Source organism: Dyadobacter sp. SG02 (genome assembly GCF_900109045.1).
GTDB lineage: Bacteria > Bacteroidota > Bacteroidia > Cytophagales > Spirosomataceae > Dyadobacter.
Window position 1 is genome coordinate 185,991 of record NZ_FNYL01000008.1, and the last position, 14,654, is coordinate 200,644.

The 14,654-nt window shown below is 51.2% G+C and carries 9 protein-coding genes; 3 read left to right on the forward strand and 6 right to left on the reverse strand.

Annotated elements, in window-relative coordinates; genetic code table 11:
- Positions 1 to 41 precede the first annotated feature (41 nt).
- From BMW93_RS20005 to BMW93_RS20030, 6 genes are all read right to left on the reverse strand, one after another.
- On the reverse strand, positions 42 to 1,427 hold the full coding sequence (locus BMW93_RS20005) for a Gfo/Idh/MocA family oxidoreductase (protein ID WP_090380354.1): 1,386 nt from the start codon (positions 1,425 to 1,427) through the stop codon (positions 42 to 44).
- 29 nt (positions 1,428 to 1,456) lie between these two features.
- Complete coding sequence (locus BMW93_RS20010) at positions 1,457 to 2,773, reverse strand: hypothetical protein (protein ID WP_090380358.1); 1,317 nt, start codon at positions 2,771 to 2,773, stop codon at positions 1,457 to 1,459.
- A gap of 23 nt (positions 2,774 to 2,796) precedes the next feature.
- Entirely contained in the window at positions 2,797 to 4,164 is a 1,368-nt protein-coding gene (locus BMW93_RS20015) for a neutral/alkaline non-lysosomal ceramidase N-terminal domain-containing protein (protein ID WP_090380361.1), read from the reverse strand.
- A complete protein-coding gene (locus tag BMW93_RS20020; RefSeq protein WP_090380364.1) occupies positions 4,161 to 5,552 on the reverse strand; it encodes a DegT/DnrJ/EryC1/StrS aminotransferase family protein in 1,392 nt (463 codons plus the stop codon). Before BMW93_RS20020 ends, BMW93_RS20015 begins: the two co-directional genes overlap by 4 nt.
- A 32-nt stretch (positions 5,553 to 5,584) precedes the next feature.
- A complete protein-coding gene (locus BMW93_RS20025; RefSeq protein WP_090380792.1) occupies positions 5,585 to 6,589 on the reverse strand; it encodes a Gfo/Idh/MocA family protein in 1,005 nt (334 codons plus the stop codon).
- 515 nt (positions 6,590 to 7,104) lie between these two features.
- Complete coding sequence (locus BMW93_RS20030; RefSeq protein WP_090380366.1) at positions 7,105 to 8,163, reverse strand: LacI family DNA-binding transcriptional regulator; 1,059 nt, start codon at positions 8,161 to 8,163, stop codon at positions 7,105 to 7,107.
- Between the two features lie 185 nt (positions 8,164 to 8,348).
- Here BMW93_RS20030 and BMW93_RS20035 point away from each other — a divergent pair, with 185 nt between their 5' ends.
- From BMW93_RS20035 to BMW93_RS20045, 3 genes are all read left to right on the forward strand, one after another.
- A complete protein-coding gene (locus BMW93_RS20035; protein ID WP_090380369.1) occupies positions 8,349 to 9,557 on the forward strand; it encodes a sterol desaturase family protein in 1,209 nt (402 codons plus the stop codon).
- A gap of 344 nt (positions 9,558 to 9,901) precedes the next feature.
- Positions 9,902 to 12,997: a TonB-dependent receptor gene (locus BMW93_RS20040; protein ID WP_090380372.1), complete on the forward strand. Its 3,096-nt coding sequence runs from the start codon at positions 9,902 to 9,904 to the stop codon at positions 12,995 to 12,997.
- A gap of 13 nt (positions 12,998 to 13,010) precedes the next feature.
- Positions 13,011 to 14,606 carry a RagB/SusD family nutrient uptake outer membrane protein gene (locus tag BMW93_RS20045; RefSeq protein WP_090380375.1) on the forward strand — a complete coding sequence of 532 codons (1,596 nt, stop codon included), beginning with the start codon at positions 13,011 to 13,013 and terminating at the stop codon, positions 14,604 to 14,606.
- Positions 14,607 to 14,654: the final 48 nt, after the last annotated feature.

The following is a 14,654-nucleotide window of genomic DNA, read 5'->3' on the forward strand; positions in this document are numbered from 1 at the left end:
CGACGGTAAGGGCCGTAGGCACGGCGGTAAAGCCGACGCTACTAAACCGTAGGTTCCCAGCCCTTCTGATACTCGCGTTTCCAAAACTTCTCCGCCGCTTTACTCCCTTTAATATGCCCGTTCGTCGGATCGATATTCAGCGTCTCACCAGACCGGATGGCAATATTTCCCAGCTGCGCCAGCAACGTACTCTGGTGCCCGCCCACGATCTCAGCCGCCAGGGGCGCGCCTTTCATGATACCATCAAAGAAATTCTGGATGTGAAATGCATCGAGGCTCTGCGACGGGTTCATTTTATTACGTGGATCGATAACGAGGTCGTTCTTTATCTCCTTTACCAGCTTGTTATCGAGGTCGTAAATCTTATAGTTATTGCCTTCACCGATTTGTAGCGAGCCTTTTTCACCATAGAAAACAACTCCCACGCTGCTGCCTTCGATCGTCCGGCCATTGCAGCTACGGCCTTCCCAGGTCATGGCGGTATTGTTCGCAAATTCGAGGTTGATGACCTGCGTATCGGGCGTTTCCCAATCGTCTTTGTAGCGGAAACGGCCGCCTGAGGAAGTTACGCGGGTCGGGAAATCGACTTGCAGGCCCCAGCGCATGAGGTCGAGCATGTGGGTGCCGTTGTTGAGCGCCTCGCCGGTACCCCAGTTCCAGAACCAGTGCCAGTTGTAATGCACGAGGTTATCCTTGAATGCACGGCGCGGTGCGGGGCCCTGCCACAATTCATAATCGAGCCAGGAGGGCACAGCCGTTTCTTTGCCGATGCCGATGGAAGCACGGTTATTGGTATACCAGCCCTTCGCAAAGTAAGGCCGACCAATGGCTCCGTCATGCACTTCCTTGATACCGGCAGCCACATTCGGCCAGGAACGGCGCTGGTTGCCCATCTGGATTACATTCTTATATTTTTTGGCCACCGCCACCAGTAATTCGCCTTCGTGCGGGTTGTGGCTGCATGGTTTTTCGAGGTACACGTGCTTACCAGCTTTGGAAGCCAGAATGGCCGCCGGGGCATGCCAGTGATCGGGCGCGGCTACGACCAGCGCATCCAGATCCTTGTTTTCGAGCGCCTTGCGGAAGTCAGGGATGTTGGCGGGTTTTGATTTTTGGGTGTCGGTCACGATGCCGATGCATTTCTCGGCGGCACGGGTATCGACATCCGAAATAGATATTACTTCGCAATTCGGTTGCAATGCATAGTTCGTCGCCAGCGCCAGCCCGCGGCTGTTTACGCCCATCATACCTACACGAACCTTTTCGTTCGCGCCGATGATTTTGGCATAACTTTTCGGACTAAAACCGGGCAATACGCCTCCCAAAGTCAGCAATGCGCTTCCGGCCAGTGATTTTTTGAGAAAGTCACGACGGTCGTTACCGCTATGGTCGTTGCCAGGTTGGTTATTTTGATTTGAAGTTTCCATGAAGAAAAAAGTTAATGTCTGGTTTAGTATTAAAATGGGTTCGGAATCTTGACGAGGTCCTGGATCGTTTTTCCTTCATGCTCGAAGCGGGCGAGGGTGTAAACAGCTCCGTCGGCGCCTACTGCGATGGAATTGACGTAAGTCGGGCGCTCACCGTCTTCGTAAAAAATCGCCCCGTGGTCTTTATAAGTATCGGTAGGTAAATGGTAGGTAATCAAATGCAGGTTTTCCAGTCCTTTCGCCGCGCCTTTGGCGATGGTGTCGGCTCCTTTCACACGCTTGCCATTCTCATAAATCGGTCCGCCGGTCAGGTAATAGATCGTTTCGCCATCCGGCCCGAGTTGAAAGCCAAGATAACCATAACTGAACTGATCGAACATGCCGCTTTTCCGGGAAGGCTCCGAAGTAATGCGCTCGATAAGCTCGATTTTCTCGGCTCGCGGATCAAACCTGAAAAGGTAACCCGAATTGCCGTGCACGCCATAAGCCACCTGCTCTTTTGGGTGCCAGAAGATTTTCCGCCAGTTGTAGCACATGCTGCCAGGCCGCGTCGGGTCGTATTTGCCGAAATAATCCAGGCGCAGGTCTACGTTTTCGAGTTTGTGCAGGATTTGGGTTTCAGGGTTGTAAGTAAAAATATCACCGTCGGCCACCGAGAAATAGACATCGCCTAACTCCGCATCCACAAACAGCGAGCGGCAAAGCGACCGGAAATCCGAACCCGGCGTGCCTGCTTCCCCTTTGTGCGAAATGCGACCGAGGTTTTTAAGGGTTTTTTGCTCCGTATCGTAATGAATAAAGTTGCCGTAAGGCCAGCTAATGCCGTACAAATGTCCCCGTTCGCGGTCCATGGTCATCGATACCATGCCTTCGCCGTTGGGTACCAATGCAAGGTCCTCGAATGCGCCCGTTTGCAGGTCATAAGAAAGAAAATGCCCGCCTGGGTACAATGCGTAACCTTCCGGTGCCTGCTCGGGAAGGCGGTCCATGCCGTCGATGAGCTGGTAATAGCCTACGTGCGTTGAGAAATAGAGCTTTCCGTTTCTTTCATAAAAACGGACGTGGCTTTTGCCTTGCGGAATGGCTTTTAAATGCGTTTCACCACAAATGTCGGTCAGGTCGCCGAGGTGTTTGGTGCTGTCGGTTGCCGGATCGTAAACAAACATCTGCCCGCCGATCTCGTGGTTGTCCGACGACAGGAGATAGTAAATCTTCCCGTCGCTCGCGGCCGAGAGCGCGTTGTAGGTGTCATGCGCACGCGAAAAGCCCGAATAATAATGCCTGGCAATCAAGGGTTGCGGATCGGTTAATGCTTCAAAAGCAATGGAATAATCGATACTGTTCACGGTAATGCTGCTGTTGACTAATGCTAATTCTTGATAACCCGCGATTCCGGCTTGACAACCCCTGCCTGTTTGGCGAGTTGTACCATCGCATTCAAAATTTCTATTTCGACATCGGACGCCCAGGTTGCAGGCAGCCCGTACACGATCGCCGCAACCTCGCCTTCATAGCCGCCCTCGCGGAGAATGGTCGTGCTTGGTATATAAGTCATCACATCATTGGAATACCCCATTACAAATGTGTCCTGGCCGAATATTTTTTTGAGATTAATCGCATAATCCACGACCAACTCGCCGCCCAAAGTCATAATCGCCTGGTCGCCGAGCTTCCACACCTGCAATGGAAATGGGTAGGAAGTTTGAAAAGGCTTGCCCTCGTCGATCTGCGCGATCATCCGCTTGGCCCATTTCTGTTGGAAACCGGTTGCTTTTTCGGCCATTGTGCTAAGTTGCTGGCGGGTAGGGGCGGTGGTTAGGGAAAGGTTAATTTCACTATATGCCGTTGAAAGTTGTGGTTCCAATGGCTTCATTTCTTCGCTTAAAACACGCTCCACAGCCGCTGCAAGTGTTTTTCCATATTGAATGGCCAGCGGGACCGTGTGCCGGGGCAATGGGTTCTGATCGGCTCCCGCACCCTGAAAAAACAACGCGGTAGCGCCCGGATACAGCTTTTCAAGCTCGATCTGCGCCCAGCCGGGATAATCCCCCGACCATCGAAGACCGTCCAGAACAGTAGGGTGGCAGGCATAACCAAATGCAATGGCCATGATTTTACCTTTTGCATCGGACACTTTCAGCACTGGAACCGCCGGGTCGCCGGGGCCGGTGATTTCCGTTAATCTTTCCAATGTCGCCGCATCATTATTCCGGCGGTTTACCTGAAAGCGCGTCACGCCGTTTTTCGCTTCGATCGTTGCGGGCTGCAATGCCTTCAATGCATCGCCGGTCAGCGTCACAATTTGTTCAATGAGCTTAGTAGAATATTGGTCGATCTTTTTTTGTTCCCCTTCATTCAAAGGATAAATATCCGACAACGCTGCCCCAAGTATCGGCCCTGAATGCGTGTGCGAGCTATTAACGATAATTTGCGCTTTCGACAGCTTGTAGCGCGTATTGATTTTGGCACGAATATCGTCCGACATTGCTTTGGGAAAGCCCAACAAATCCGTCGTAATCAGCACCGCCTGTTTGCCATTCGCATCCTGAATCGCCAATGCTTTTGCCCAGAGCTCATGCAGCTTGCCCTCGGACGCATGCGTGCGTGATGCAAAACCGGCCATCCACATCGATTCGGCCGGGGTAATTGCCACTTTGGCCACGCCCGCTTTCCAGGCCTGCGCATGTGCGGGGAGGAAGGACAAAAGCAACAAAGACCATGCAAAAGCTATCCTCATTTCTGTCCCAAAGTTTTGATCTTATCGACGTTGTGGTGGATTTTCTCGATCGCCGAAGCAATGGACTTCATATCGTCCTTCGTGCCGAGGAGCATGTTTTGGGTAAACCAAACGGCTTCTTCGTTGCAAACCTTATCGTTCACCGGGCATTTGTTCGCTTCATTGTAGCGGTTAATGTCCAGCATTTCCTTCGAATACATCCGCTTGTAGTTCTCCGATTCGAAGGTGTCTTTTAAATAGGGTTGTGTATTCAAAGTGGCATACCCGCTCGAACAGGGGACGCCTTCCGCTTTCAATGCTTTTAAAAATGCCTCTCTTGGCAAACCTTTAAATCCATCCTTTTGATAGCGGAAAGGGAACAAATGGAAGGCGCCGCGCGTGACTTTGTCGTATAATTTGTAAGGAACAATGCCCGGAATGTCCTTGATCTGCGATTTCAGGTACGCGGCATTTTCGTTGCGTGTCGTTGTCTGGGCGTCGAGGCGTTTCAGTTGCGCAATGCCAATGGCCGCCTGGTATTCCGAAAACCGTAGTTTGGTGCCCTGCATCACAGCCCCGGTGCTTACCGCGCCCACCGCGCTGCCATAAGGGTTGCCGAAATTGGTGTAGGAGAAACAAAGGTCGATAAAATGGTCGTTGTTGCTCACAATAGCCCCGCCTTCGCCAATGGGCAGGTTTTTGGAATTCTGAAAACTGAAACAACCCGCGTCTCCGATTGTACCGACTTTCTTTTTGTCGTATTCCGCCAAATGCGCCTGGCAAGCATCCTCGATCACGAGTAACTTATGCTTTTTCGCAAGGACCATAATCGGGTCCATATCCACGGGTAACCCCAGAATATGCACCGCCAGAATCGCCTTGGTCCGCGGTGTAATTTTCGCCTCGATTTTGGCCGGATCGATCTGGAAAGTCTCCGCATCGATGTCGACAAAAACGGGCATCGCGCCATTGGAAAGAATAGAAGAAACCGACGCAATGAATGTATAAGGCGGCACCAGCACCTCATCACCAGCCCCGATCCCGAACTGATGAATGGCTGTTACCAGTGCATTGGTACCATTTACAACCGCCAGGCACCTTTTCGCGCCCAAAGCAGCCGCCCATTCCTTTTCAAACTGCGTCACCACTTCCGCCCGCGACCAGATTCCGCTCCGTAACACTTCCAGCACCTGTTTTTCATCCGTTGCCGGGTTCCATTGCGGCCAGATCGGCCATTTGTCCGCTGCCCAGGCCGGAGCGCCGCCCAGTATTGCCGGCACCTGCGCTGCCTTCGTGCCGATCACCGGCAGCGCTGCTACCGATGAGGAAGCGAGGGCCACACCCAGCCCTGCCATTGAATTCTGTTTGAGAAACGTTCTTCGCGACAATTTGGAACTGAATGCTTTCATGGAACAATCGGTTTTGGGTTGGAATCAGGAACCTATTTTTTGCCCGCCTTGCTGAGCACGCTTTCCAGCGTCACGCTCTTGCCGCCCTGGCGCTTGCTTTCATCGGCTGCTTCCATGAAAGCGAAAATTTCGATCGTCTCTTCGGGTGTCACCGGCACTTCACCGGTTTTGAAATACTTGATAATATCGACTAAAAGCGGCTCATAACCACCATAAGGGCCTAAAACTTTGTTGCCATCCTCGGTGAAAACAGTTCCGCCGTAATCGTGCTTACCCGTACGTGTGCCGCGGAATGTGCCCGTGCGCCCGTCGCCCCAGATGCCGACCACAATGTCGGTATTCGGGGTATTCACGCGGGTTACGCTTTTGCAACCGGTACCCATGACGGTGTACAGCGTTTCGACGCCGTGAATGCCGTACCAATAGAAATCAGGGTGTGTTTTTTCGAGAACGGCAGGGCTATACGTATCCGCGCCGAGCACCTTTTTCTTGTCTATCCCTTCAATGCCTTTGATGTAGCGGAGCGACGAGGCCGTGAAGATCGGGATGTTGTATTTTTTAGAAGCTTCGTAAATCTTCAATGTATCGGAAAGCGACGCAGCAACCGGTTTGTCGATAAACATGCGTTTGCCCGCCTTGAAAACTTCCAGCGCCTGTTCCAAATGCAAGCGGCCGTCGTTGGTTTCGAGCAATATCACATCCGTTTTGCCTAGCAAATCCTTGATCGAACCGACGATCTCGACATTCAGTTTCTTCACTTCCTCGATATAACCCGGAATGCGCTTGGTGCTCGATTCGATGTCCTTGCTGCCGTAAGGATAGGCCGCCACGACTTTGTACCCGTCATAAACCGGGTCAGGTTGCTCGGCATTTAATGCTTTGGTGAATGCAATGGCATGCGAAGTGTCCAGCCCGATAATCCCCACTCTTTTGCCATCCGCAGGCGTTGCGAATGCGGGCAAATGATTCATTAAACCCAGACCAACACCGGCGGCTGCCGATTGGAAAATAAACTTTCGTCTGCTCAGCGAATGCATAAAACAAGGGGAAAAGAGTTCAGGAATAGCCAGCCCGATTTTGATTTCGGGTACGTACCCGTAAATATACACACATATTTTAATTTACAAGTAATGCGGGATATTGTTTACAGGAAATTTTGTGATGTTATGGATATGTGGGAGTAAATATGGTAATGTGCGTGAATGGCGGTATGAGGTGTTTTCATTGTTATTGCATGCCTGACGGCATTTTGAAAACGGCAATGCGTGCGTGTTTCTACCAATGTTACATGCCTGACGACATTTTGGCGGAATGCATATTGGAGCGAAATCGCGTAGCGATGTGATGTTGTAGTAATCCTGAAACCCGCCTTACTCGTAAAACCCGCAGGGATGTAACAACAAAAATAGTAAACGTGATGGTGCAAATCTCTGAATTTGCACTTACTATTCGCAGGCCTCTGGCCGGTCTCTAATGTGATGTCGCCTTTGCAGAACCGACCGGCCGGAGGCCTGCGAATAGCGGGCCATGTCGCCTTCGCGCCATTTTTGCATTAGTTTTGATAAAATGCCTGGTTCTCCTTCGTGACAATATCGATCGGCATGAAATGCGTCTTTTCCACAGAGGTGCCGAGGACGAGCGTCTGGTAGAGCGCCATCAGCCCGCGGTAACCCTGGTCTTCGGGTTTGTGGCAGATCAGGAAGTCGATGAGCTCCTTGTTCAGGTAGGCAATGTTTTCTTTTAAATAGTCATAACCAATCAGCGAAATGTCGGAGCGCTTACTCTTTTCGAGGAATGCTGCGACGGAGAAAACGCGGGAGTTGGTGACGAAAATGGCTTCAATATCATCGTGCTCGTGTAATGCACGTGTGAGGTCGCGGGTGACGGACAGGCTGTCGGTGTCTTTGATATCGATCCGGATGATCTCGATTGGCAGGTTGTGGTCTTTAAAATAGGAGCGGTAGCCTTCCTCGATTTGCAGATAATTATAACTGTCGGTCTCTTTGGAAATGTTCACGACAGCCACTTTGTGCTTTTCTTTCAGTCGGTAGGTCGACAGTTTGGCACCTACATAACCGCTCTGGAACAAATGCGGGCCGATGTAGCAAAGGTTGTCCTCATCGGGTACGTCGGAGTCGATAAACACGAACGGTACTTTTTTCTCCCGGCAGGCGCGGACGAATTTCCGGGATTCCTCGATGAACGAGGGGGCCAGCAATACGCCTTTGAAATGGCCGTCGAGAATGGCCGCAGCCTGCTCGTTGAATGTCGCGGGATCGTTCAGGTCGAAATAAAAGGTGGTAACCTGCACGCCGTATTTTTTGATTTCCGCATCGGCGCGGGTAATGCCTTTCATGGGCGCTTCCCAGAAATCGGTTTCCTCCGAAACGCGGGGGATAAGCACGGCCAGCGAGATGATTTTCTTCGACGCAAGCCGACTCGCGAGGATATTCGGCTGGTAATCCAGCTCCTTGATAATGTCGTTGATCTTCTTCTTGGTCTTTTCCGAAACGCCCGAGCGGTTATGCAGCACCCGGTCGACTGTCGCGATGGAGACGTTGGCGCGGCGGGCGATCTCTTTCACGCCGTAGTAGGTATTTTCTTTTTCCATCCGGAAAAGGGAGGTTTGGTATCAGTGGTCGGTCCCGCAAGCTGATGTACCTGCGTTGTAAAACCACGAATAAAAGGGTTTTAGATTTTATTTAATGGTTTTCCTCCAAAATTTTGGCAAATACAATCGCGCATTCAATCTTTGTATATATAATCTATTAATTAAATATAGTAAAAGAATCGGTTATGGCGCTGAACTATATGGCATTGGCCGTTCCATTGTTCCTTTCGCTGATCGGGATTGAGTATTGGATTTCGAAGCGTCTTGGGCGGCAATTGTTCAATTTCAACAGCTCCATTGCCAATATGAATGTGGGTGTTCTGGAACGGTTGATCGACATGTTCACAGCCGGGTCGTTCTTCTTTTTTTACGATTATCTCCAAAAAAATTACGGACTGTTCGAGATACGTCCGAGCCTGCTGGTGTGGATCGCGCTCATACTGGCGACCGATTTCGTGTGGTACTGGTATCACCGGATGGGCCATAAGATCAATCTGTTCTGGGGGTTCCATGTGGTGCACCATACCAGTGAAGAATTCAATTACACGGCGGGAACGCGCATTACGATTTTTCAGGCGGTGGTACGTACCGCCTTCTGGTCGGTACTGCCGCTGATCGGCTTCCCGGCGCCGATGATCACGACCATGCTCATCGTGCACGGACTCTATCCGTTTTTCACGCACACGCAGGTGATCGGCAAGCTCGGCATCCTCGAATATATATTGGTGACGCCCTCGCACCACCGCGTGCACCATGCGAGCAATGAGGCCTACCTCGACAAGAATTTCGGGGATATGTTCATCATCTGGGACAAGCTTTTCGGCACATTCGCCGAGGAAAAGGAGCAGCCGGTTTTCGGTCTTACCAAGCAACTCGACAGTTACAGTTTCCTCTGGCAGCATTTCCATTTCCTGGTCGAGATATGGTATTCGGCGCAGCAGCAAAAGGGCATCATCGCCAAGCTGAAAGTCATTTTCGGCAGCCCCGAAAACTTTGACCCCACGGTCCGGCGTATAGTCGAAAAGCGCTTTTTGTCCAAGAATAAAGTCCGCGTCCGATCGCAGAAATTCAGGCGGTATGTGCTGGTACAATTTACCATTACCGTGATCACGCTGTTTTTTCTGCTGCTTTTTGAGCATCACGAAGAAACATTTCTGCAAGTAATGGTCGCACTGGTTATCTTCGTAACGCTCATCAACTGCGGTGCTATCCTCGAACAACGCCGTTGGGTATTCTATCTCGAATTCGCCCGTGGGGCATTGATCTTCATCACAGCCTATCACTATTTCCCGCATCCGACGCTGCTGTTCCTGATCTGGGCGGCGCTTATCGGGGGCGTGCTCTACTTTTCGACCCTGCAAAAACAGTATCTGCAGACGATCTACGGCAGGTAGAAATGAACTTATATTGGATTTTTTAAATGAATAATATTAGTAAATCTTAAAATTTAGCTTATTTGTTAAGAATAAGTAAACTCAGGTTGCTTGTTGAAAATTCTGTATTTTACTTTGCCTATCTATTTAATAGATTTATAGTTTATTGATTGCCTACTGACAACCACCAACCCGAACTGCACCATGAATCTTTCCCCAATCTTTTCTATCTGCTGTTGTCGCCGCTAACTGGTCGCGACCTCTTTTGACACGTTCTTCTTTTACGATTTCAATGGCAGCAACCATTGAACGCGGCTGTACATGCACCCGATTGTCTGAACCCAGCCCCATTTTTACTAATTACTATGTTCCAAAATCTATCCAGAAACTCTCTCCTGAGCAGAGGCCGGCTACTCGTGGCTTTGCTGCTCTTCGGCCTCAGCGCCTTCGCCCAGAACGTCACCGTGAAGGGCACCGTCACGTCCGTAACCGACAATGGTTCGTTGCCGGGCGTCAATATTGTCGTTAAAAACACGCTTACCGGTACCTCGACCGACGCCGACGGTAAGTTCGAAATCAACGCACCGTCCGACGGTACCCTTGTTTTCTCCGGAATCGGGTACGTTACCCAGGAAGTGGCCGTGAAGGGCCGCACGACGATCGACATCAAACTCGCTGCCGATACGAAGCAGTTGGAGGAAGTCGTGGTGGTCGGTTATGGTACGCAGAAGCGCAATGCGATGACCAACTCCGTGTCGCAGATCAGTGGGGAAGCGATTACCAAACGGCCCGTATCGAATATCCAGCAGTCAATGCAAGGGCTTATGCCGGGTGTAACCGTGCTCGACCAGGGCGGGTCGCCGGGTAAATCGAATACCAACATCCGCGTGCGGGGTATTACGACATTTAATATCAACGGCAGCAGCACAAGCGGTTATGACCTGGGCAAGAACGACGCGTTGGTGATTGTGGATGGTATCGAGCAGCGCCTGAGCGACATTAACCCGGACGACATCGAATCCATTTCGGTTTTGAAAGATGCATCTTCAACCGCCATTTACGGTTCGCGCGCGACGAACGGGGTCGTTCTCGTCACCACCAAACGTGCGAAAGGCGGCAAGGTACAAGTTGATTACCACGGTTATTATGCCATTCAGAAATCCAATAATGTGCCCAAAATGATGGGTATAGAGGCTTACATGCGCGAGCAGGTGGCTGCGTACACGAATGCGGGCCTGGCGGTTCCGGCACGTTTTACGGAGGAATCCATTCAGGCATATGTGAATGCGACCGACCGCGAGAAGTATCCGATGCCCAATACCTGGTTCGAAACAATGCTTCGCTCGGCGCCCCAGCAGAACCATACGATTTCGGTAGCAGGCGGCACCGACGTAATCCGCACCCGGTTGAGCGCCCGTTTCCAGGATCAGCAGGGTGTGATTGCAGGTTATTCCAATAAAATCGGGGAATTCCGATTGAATACGGACTACAATGTTTCGAAACGCATTCGCGTGAGCGGCGATATTAACTACCGCTACGCCCGGGCATTGAACCCGACTGTGAACAATACCGGCGATAATCCACAGCCATTGAATAACTTCTTTCACGGCACATTATGGGCGGTTCCCAAATATGCGGATGGTTCTTATGGGTTGAGTACGCAGGGTAACAACCCGTTGATGTTCAACGAAATAGGCGGTCAGTCGGCGCAAGTGACGGATTACCTGGCCGGTTATCTGAAAGCGGAGTTCGACATTGCGGAGGGCTTGACATTCTCGACGCAAATTGCGGGTCGCGGGACGTTTACCAACCAGAAAAACTATACGAACGCTTACACCAACACCGACAAGAATACTAACATCACCAAAACGGTGGCCATCAATTCGCTCACCGAAGTGCGTAACACGCTGCGCGAATACACGATCAACAACTTGCTTACTTACGAGAAAAGCTTCGGCGATCATGGTTTAAAAGTATTGGCGGGGTACTCACAGATCGGTAACACGCAGACTTTCCTTTCTGCTTACCGCGAGCGGTTCTATAATAATGACATCGGCTCGATTGGCCAGGGCGCGAACGACGGTACTAAAAGCAACACCGGTAAGGATGCCGAGTATGGCTTGCGATCGTATTTCGGCCGGGTGAATTATGATTATAAAGAGAAGTATCTGTTTGAAGCGAATGGGCGCTATGATGGTTCTTCCAAATTCACGGGTGCCAAACAATACAGCTTCTTTCCTTCATTCTCGGCAGGATGGCGTATTTCGAAGGAAAACTTCTGGCAGGGATTGGAGAAGGCTGTTAACGATCTGAAACTCCGCGGCTCGTGGGGTATTACCGGAAACCAGTCGGTAGACCTGTACAGCTACTATTCCGCATTGACGGCGCTCGGTTACAGCTTCGGCGGCACACCGGTGCAAGGTTATCGTCCTACGACCCTGGCGAACACCGGCCTCGGCTGGGAATCGACGACGCAGCTTGACATTGGTATCGACGCGGCATTCCTGAACAAACGGCTCACATTCACCGCCGATTACTACCGCAAGCTCACCGACGACATCCTTTTGAACCTCGATATTCCGGCTACTATTGGTTTGAAAGCGCCACCGCAGAATGCAGGATCGGTGGAAAACAAAGGCTGGGAGTTTAGTGCGAGTTACCGGGGTGCAGCGAGCAGTTCCGGTTTCCGCTACACGCTCGGCGCGAATTTGAGTATCAATGAAAATAAAGTGACCGACCTGAAAGGTACCGGTCCATACATTACCGGTTCTGACATCGATCCGCGCTACATTATCGCCAAAGGGCTGCCGATCAACACGCTGTGGGGTTACCAGACCGACGGTTTGTTCCAGACCCAGCAGGAAATTACGGAGTACAAAGCTACTTACGCCGCCAATACCAAGCCCGGAGATGTGAAGTATGTGGACCGCAATGGTGATGGCAAGATCAATGCCGACGATATGACCGTAATCGGTAACTCGTTTCCGAAATATACATTCGGCGTGAATGGAGACTTTTCGTACAAAGGTTTCGACCTGAGCATTCTCTTCCAGGGAGCGGCGAAAGTGGATGCGCGTCTTGCAGGTGCTTTGGCTGAAATGGGTAACCAGGAAGGGTTCACTCACGAGATTTACACCAACAATTACTGGACACCGGAAAACCCCGGTGCACGCTTCCCGCGCCCGACCAAATTCGACCTCCGCAACGTGGCCACTTCCGACCGGCTGGTAATCGACGGCTCCTACTTGCGACTGAAAAACGTGCAGCTGGCCTACAACATCCCGGCCGAAATCGTGAGCAAACTGCATGTGAGCCGCATTCGCGTTTACACATCGGCTACCAATCTGCTTACATTCTCGAAACTGAATGAATGGAACCTCGACCCCGAAGTACCATCTGGTCGCGCCGTGTATTTCCCGCAGACAGCCTTGTACACATTCGGGTTGAACCTCTCATTCTGACCGCATTGATTTTATGAAAACAAACACATTTAGACATACCATTTACGCAGGAATTGCCGCACTGGCGCTCAGCCTTGTCTCCTGCGACTCGGGCCTGCTCGAAACCGTTCCCAACGACCGTCTTTCCGAAGATCTGTTCTGGAAAACCGAAAACGATGCCAAACTGGCCGTTAATTCACTATATACCGATCTGGATAGTACCACGGCCGTAACCTGGGACGGTATTACGGATCTGGCACATACCAACCAGAGCTTCAACGTGGCCGCGTACATCGAGGCAGGCAGTTATGACGCTACCAGTTCTGTGATTTATGAAGAATGGAAACGGTCGTATCGCGGCATTCGCGGCGTCAACTATTTTCTGGAAAACGTCGACAAAGTGCCGAGTACCAACACGGCGTTGATTAACCAGCTGAAAGGAGAGGCGAAGGCATTGCGGGCATATCAATACCTGAAACTGGCCGGATTATTCGGTCCGGTGCCGCTGGTAACGTCCTCGATCAGCATTGAAGAGGGCCGGACATTGAAAAACACGCCGGTCGAGGAAATCTGGAATTTTGTGGAGAAGGAGCTAACCGAAGCTGCCGCATTACTGCCGACGACTTACGGAGCCGCAGATAAGGGCCGTTTTACAAAAGGTGCGGCCCTGGGCCTGCTCGCACGTGCGGACCTGTATGCGGGACGTTACCAGAAAGCTGCTGACGCTGCCGATCAGGTGATCAAGCTGGGCGTGTATGGTTTGTACGATTCGTATGAAAAGCTGTACAGCTACGCCGCGGAGAATAATAAGGAAGTACTTCTGGATAAGCAGTATTTAAAAGATGTTGCTCAAAACAACGTTTTCAACTTACTCGCGCCGTACAGCCAGAAAAATGCGCAAAGTACTTATGTTCCTACCAAAGCATTGGTAGATACCTACGAAACGCTGGAAGGCAAGAAAATCACCGATCCTTCGAGCGGTTACGATCCGGCCAAACCTTACGCCAACCGTGATCCACGTCTGAAATTCTCGGTATTCCTCGAAGGCGACGCATTGCCGAGCGGCATTACCTTCCAGCCCCGCCCGACAAGCACGACAGCGGATGCCATCGGAAGTACTTACATTGCCTCTACGACTGGTTTTAATATTAAAAAATATATCAATACCGAAGATTTCGCTAACCCGACCAACAGCGGCATCAATATTATCCTGCTGCGCTACGCCGAAGTATTGCTGACTTACGCCGAGGCAAAAATCGAGCTGGGGCAAACCGACGCGACTGTGCTGGCGGCGATTAACCAGGTGAGAAATGGTCGTACGGACGTGAAACAACCATCGGTAACCGCTACCTCGCAGGCTGCATTGCGCGAGATCGTACGGCGCGAGCGGACCGTGGAGCTGGCATTTGAAGGTCAGCGTATCTTCGATATCCGCCGCTGGAAAATCGGGGAGCAAGTGATGAATGGACCGGTATTCGGTATTACTTATCCGGACGCTACGGGCAAGCTTGTTACGGTACAGGCAGCTTCTTCGGACCGCGTTTTCGATCCGGGCAGGCATTACCTATGGCCGATGCCGCAGAAAGAGCGCGATTTGAACCCGAACCTGCAACAAAATCCGAACTGGTAATTACTTTTGAGCGAATGGTGCCAAGCTCCGGCTTGGTGCCTGCTATTA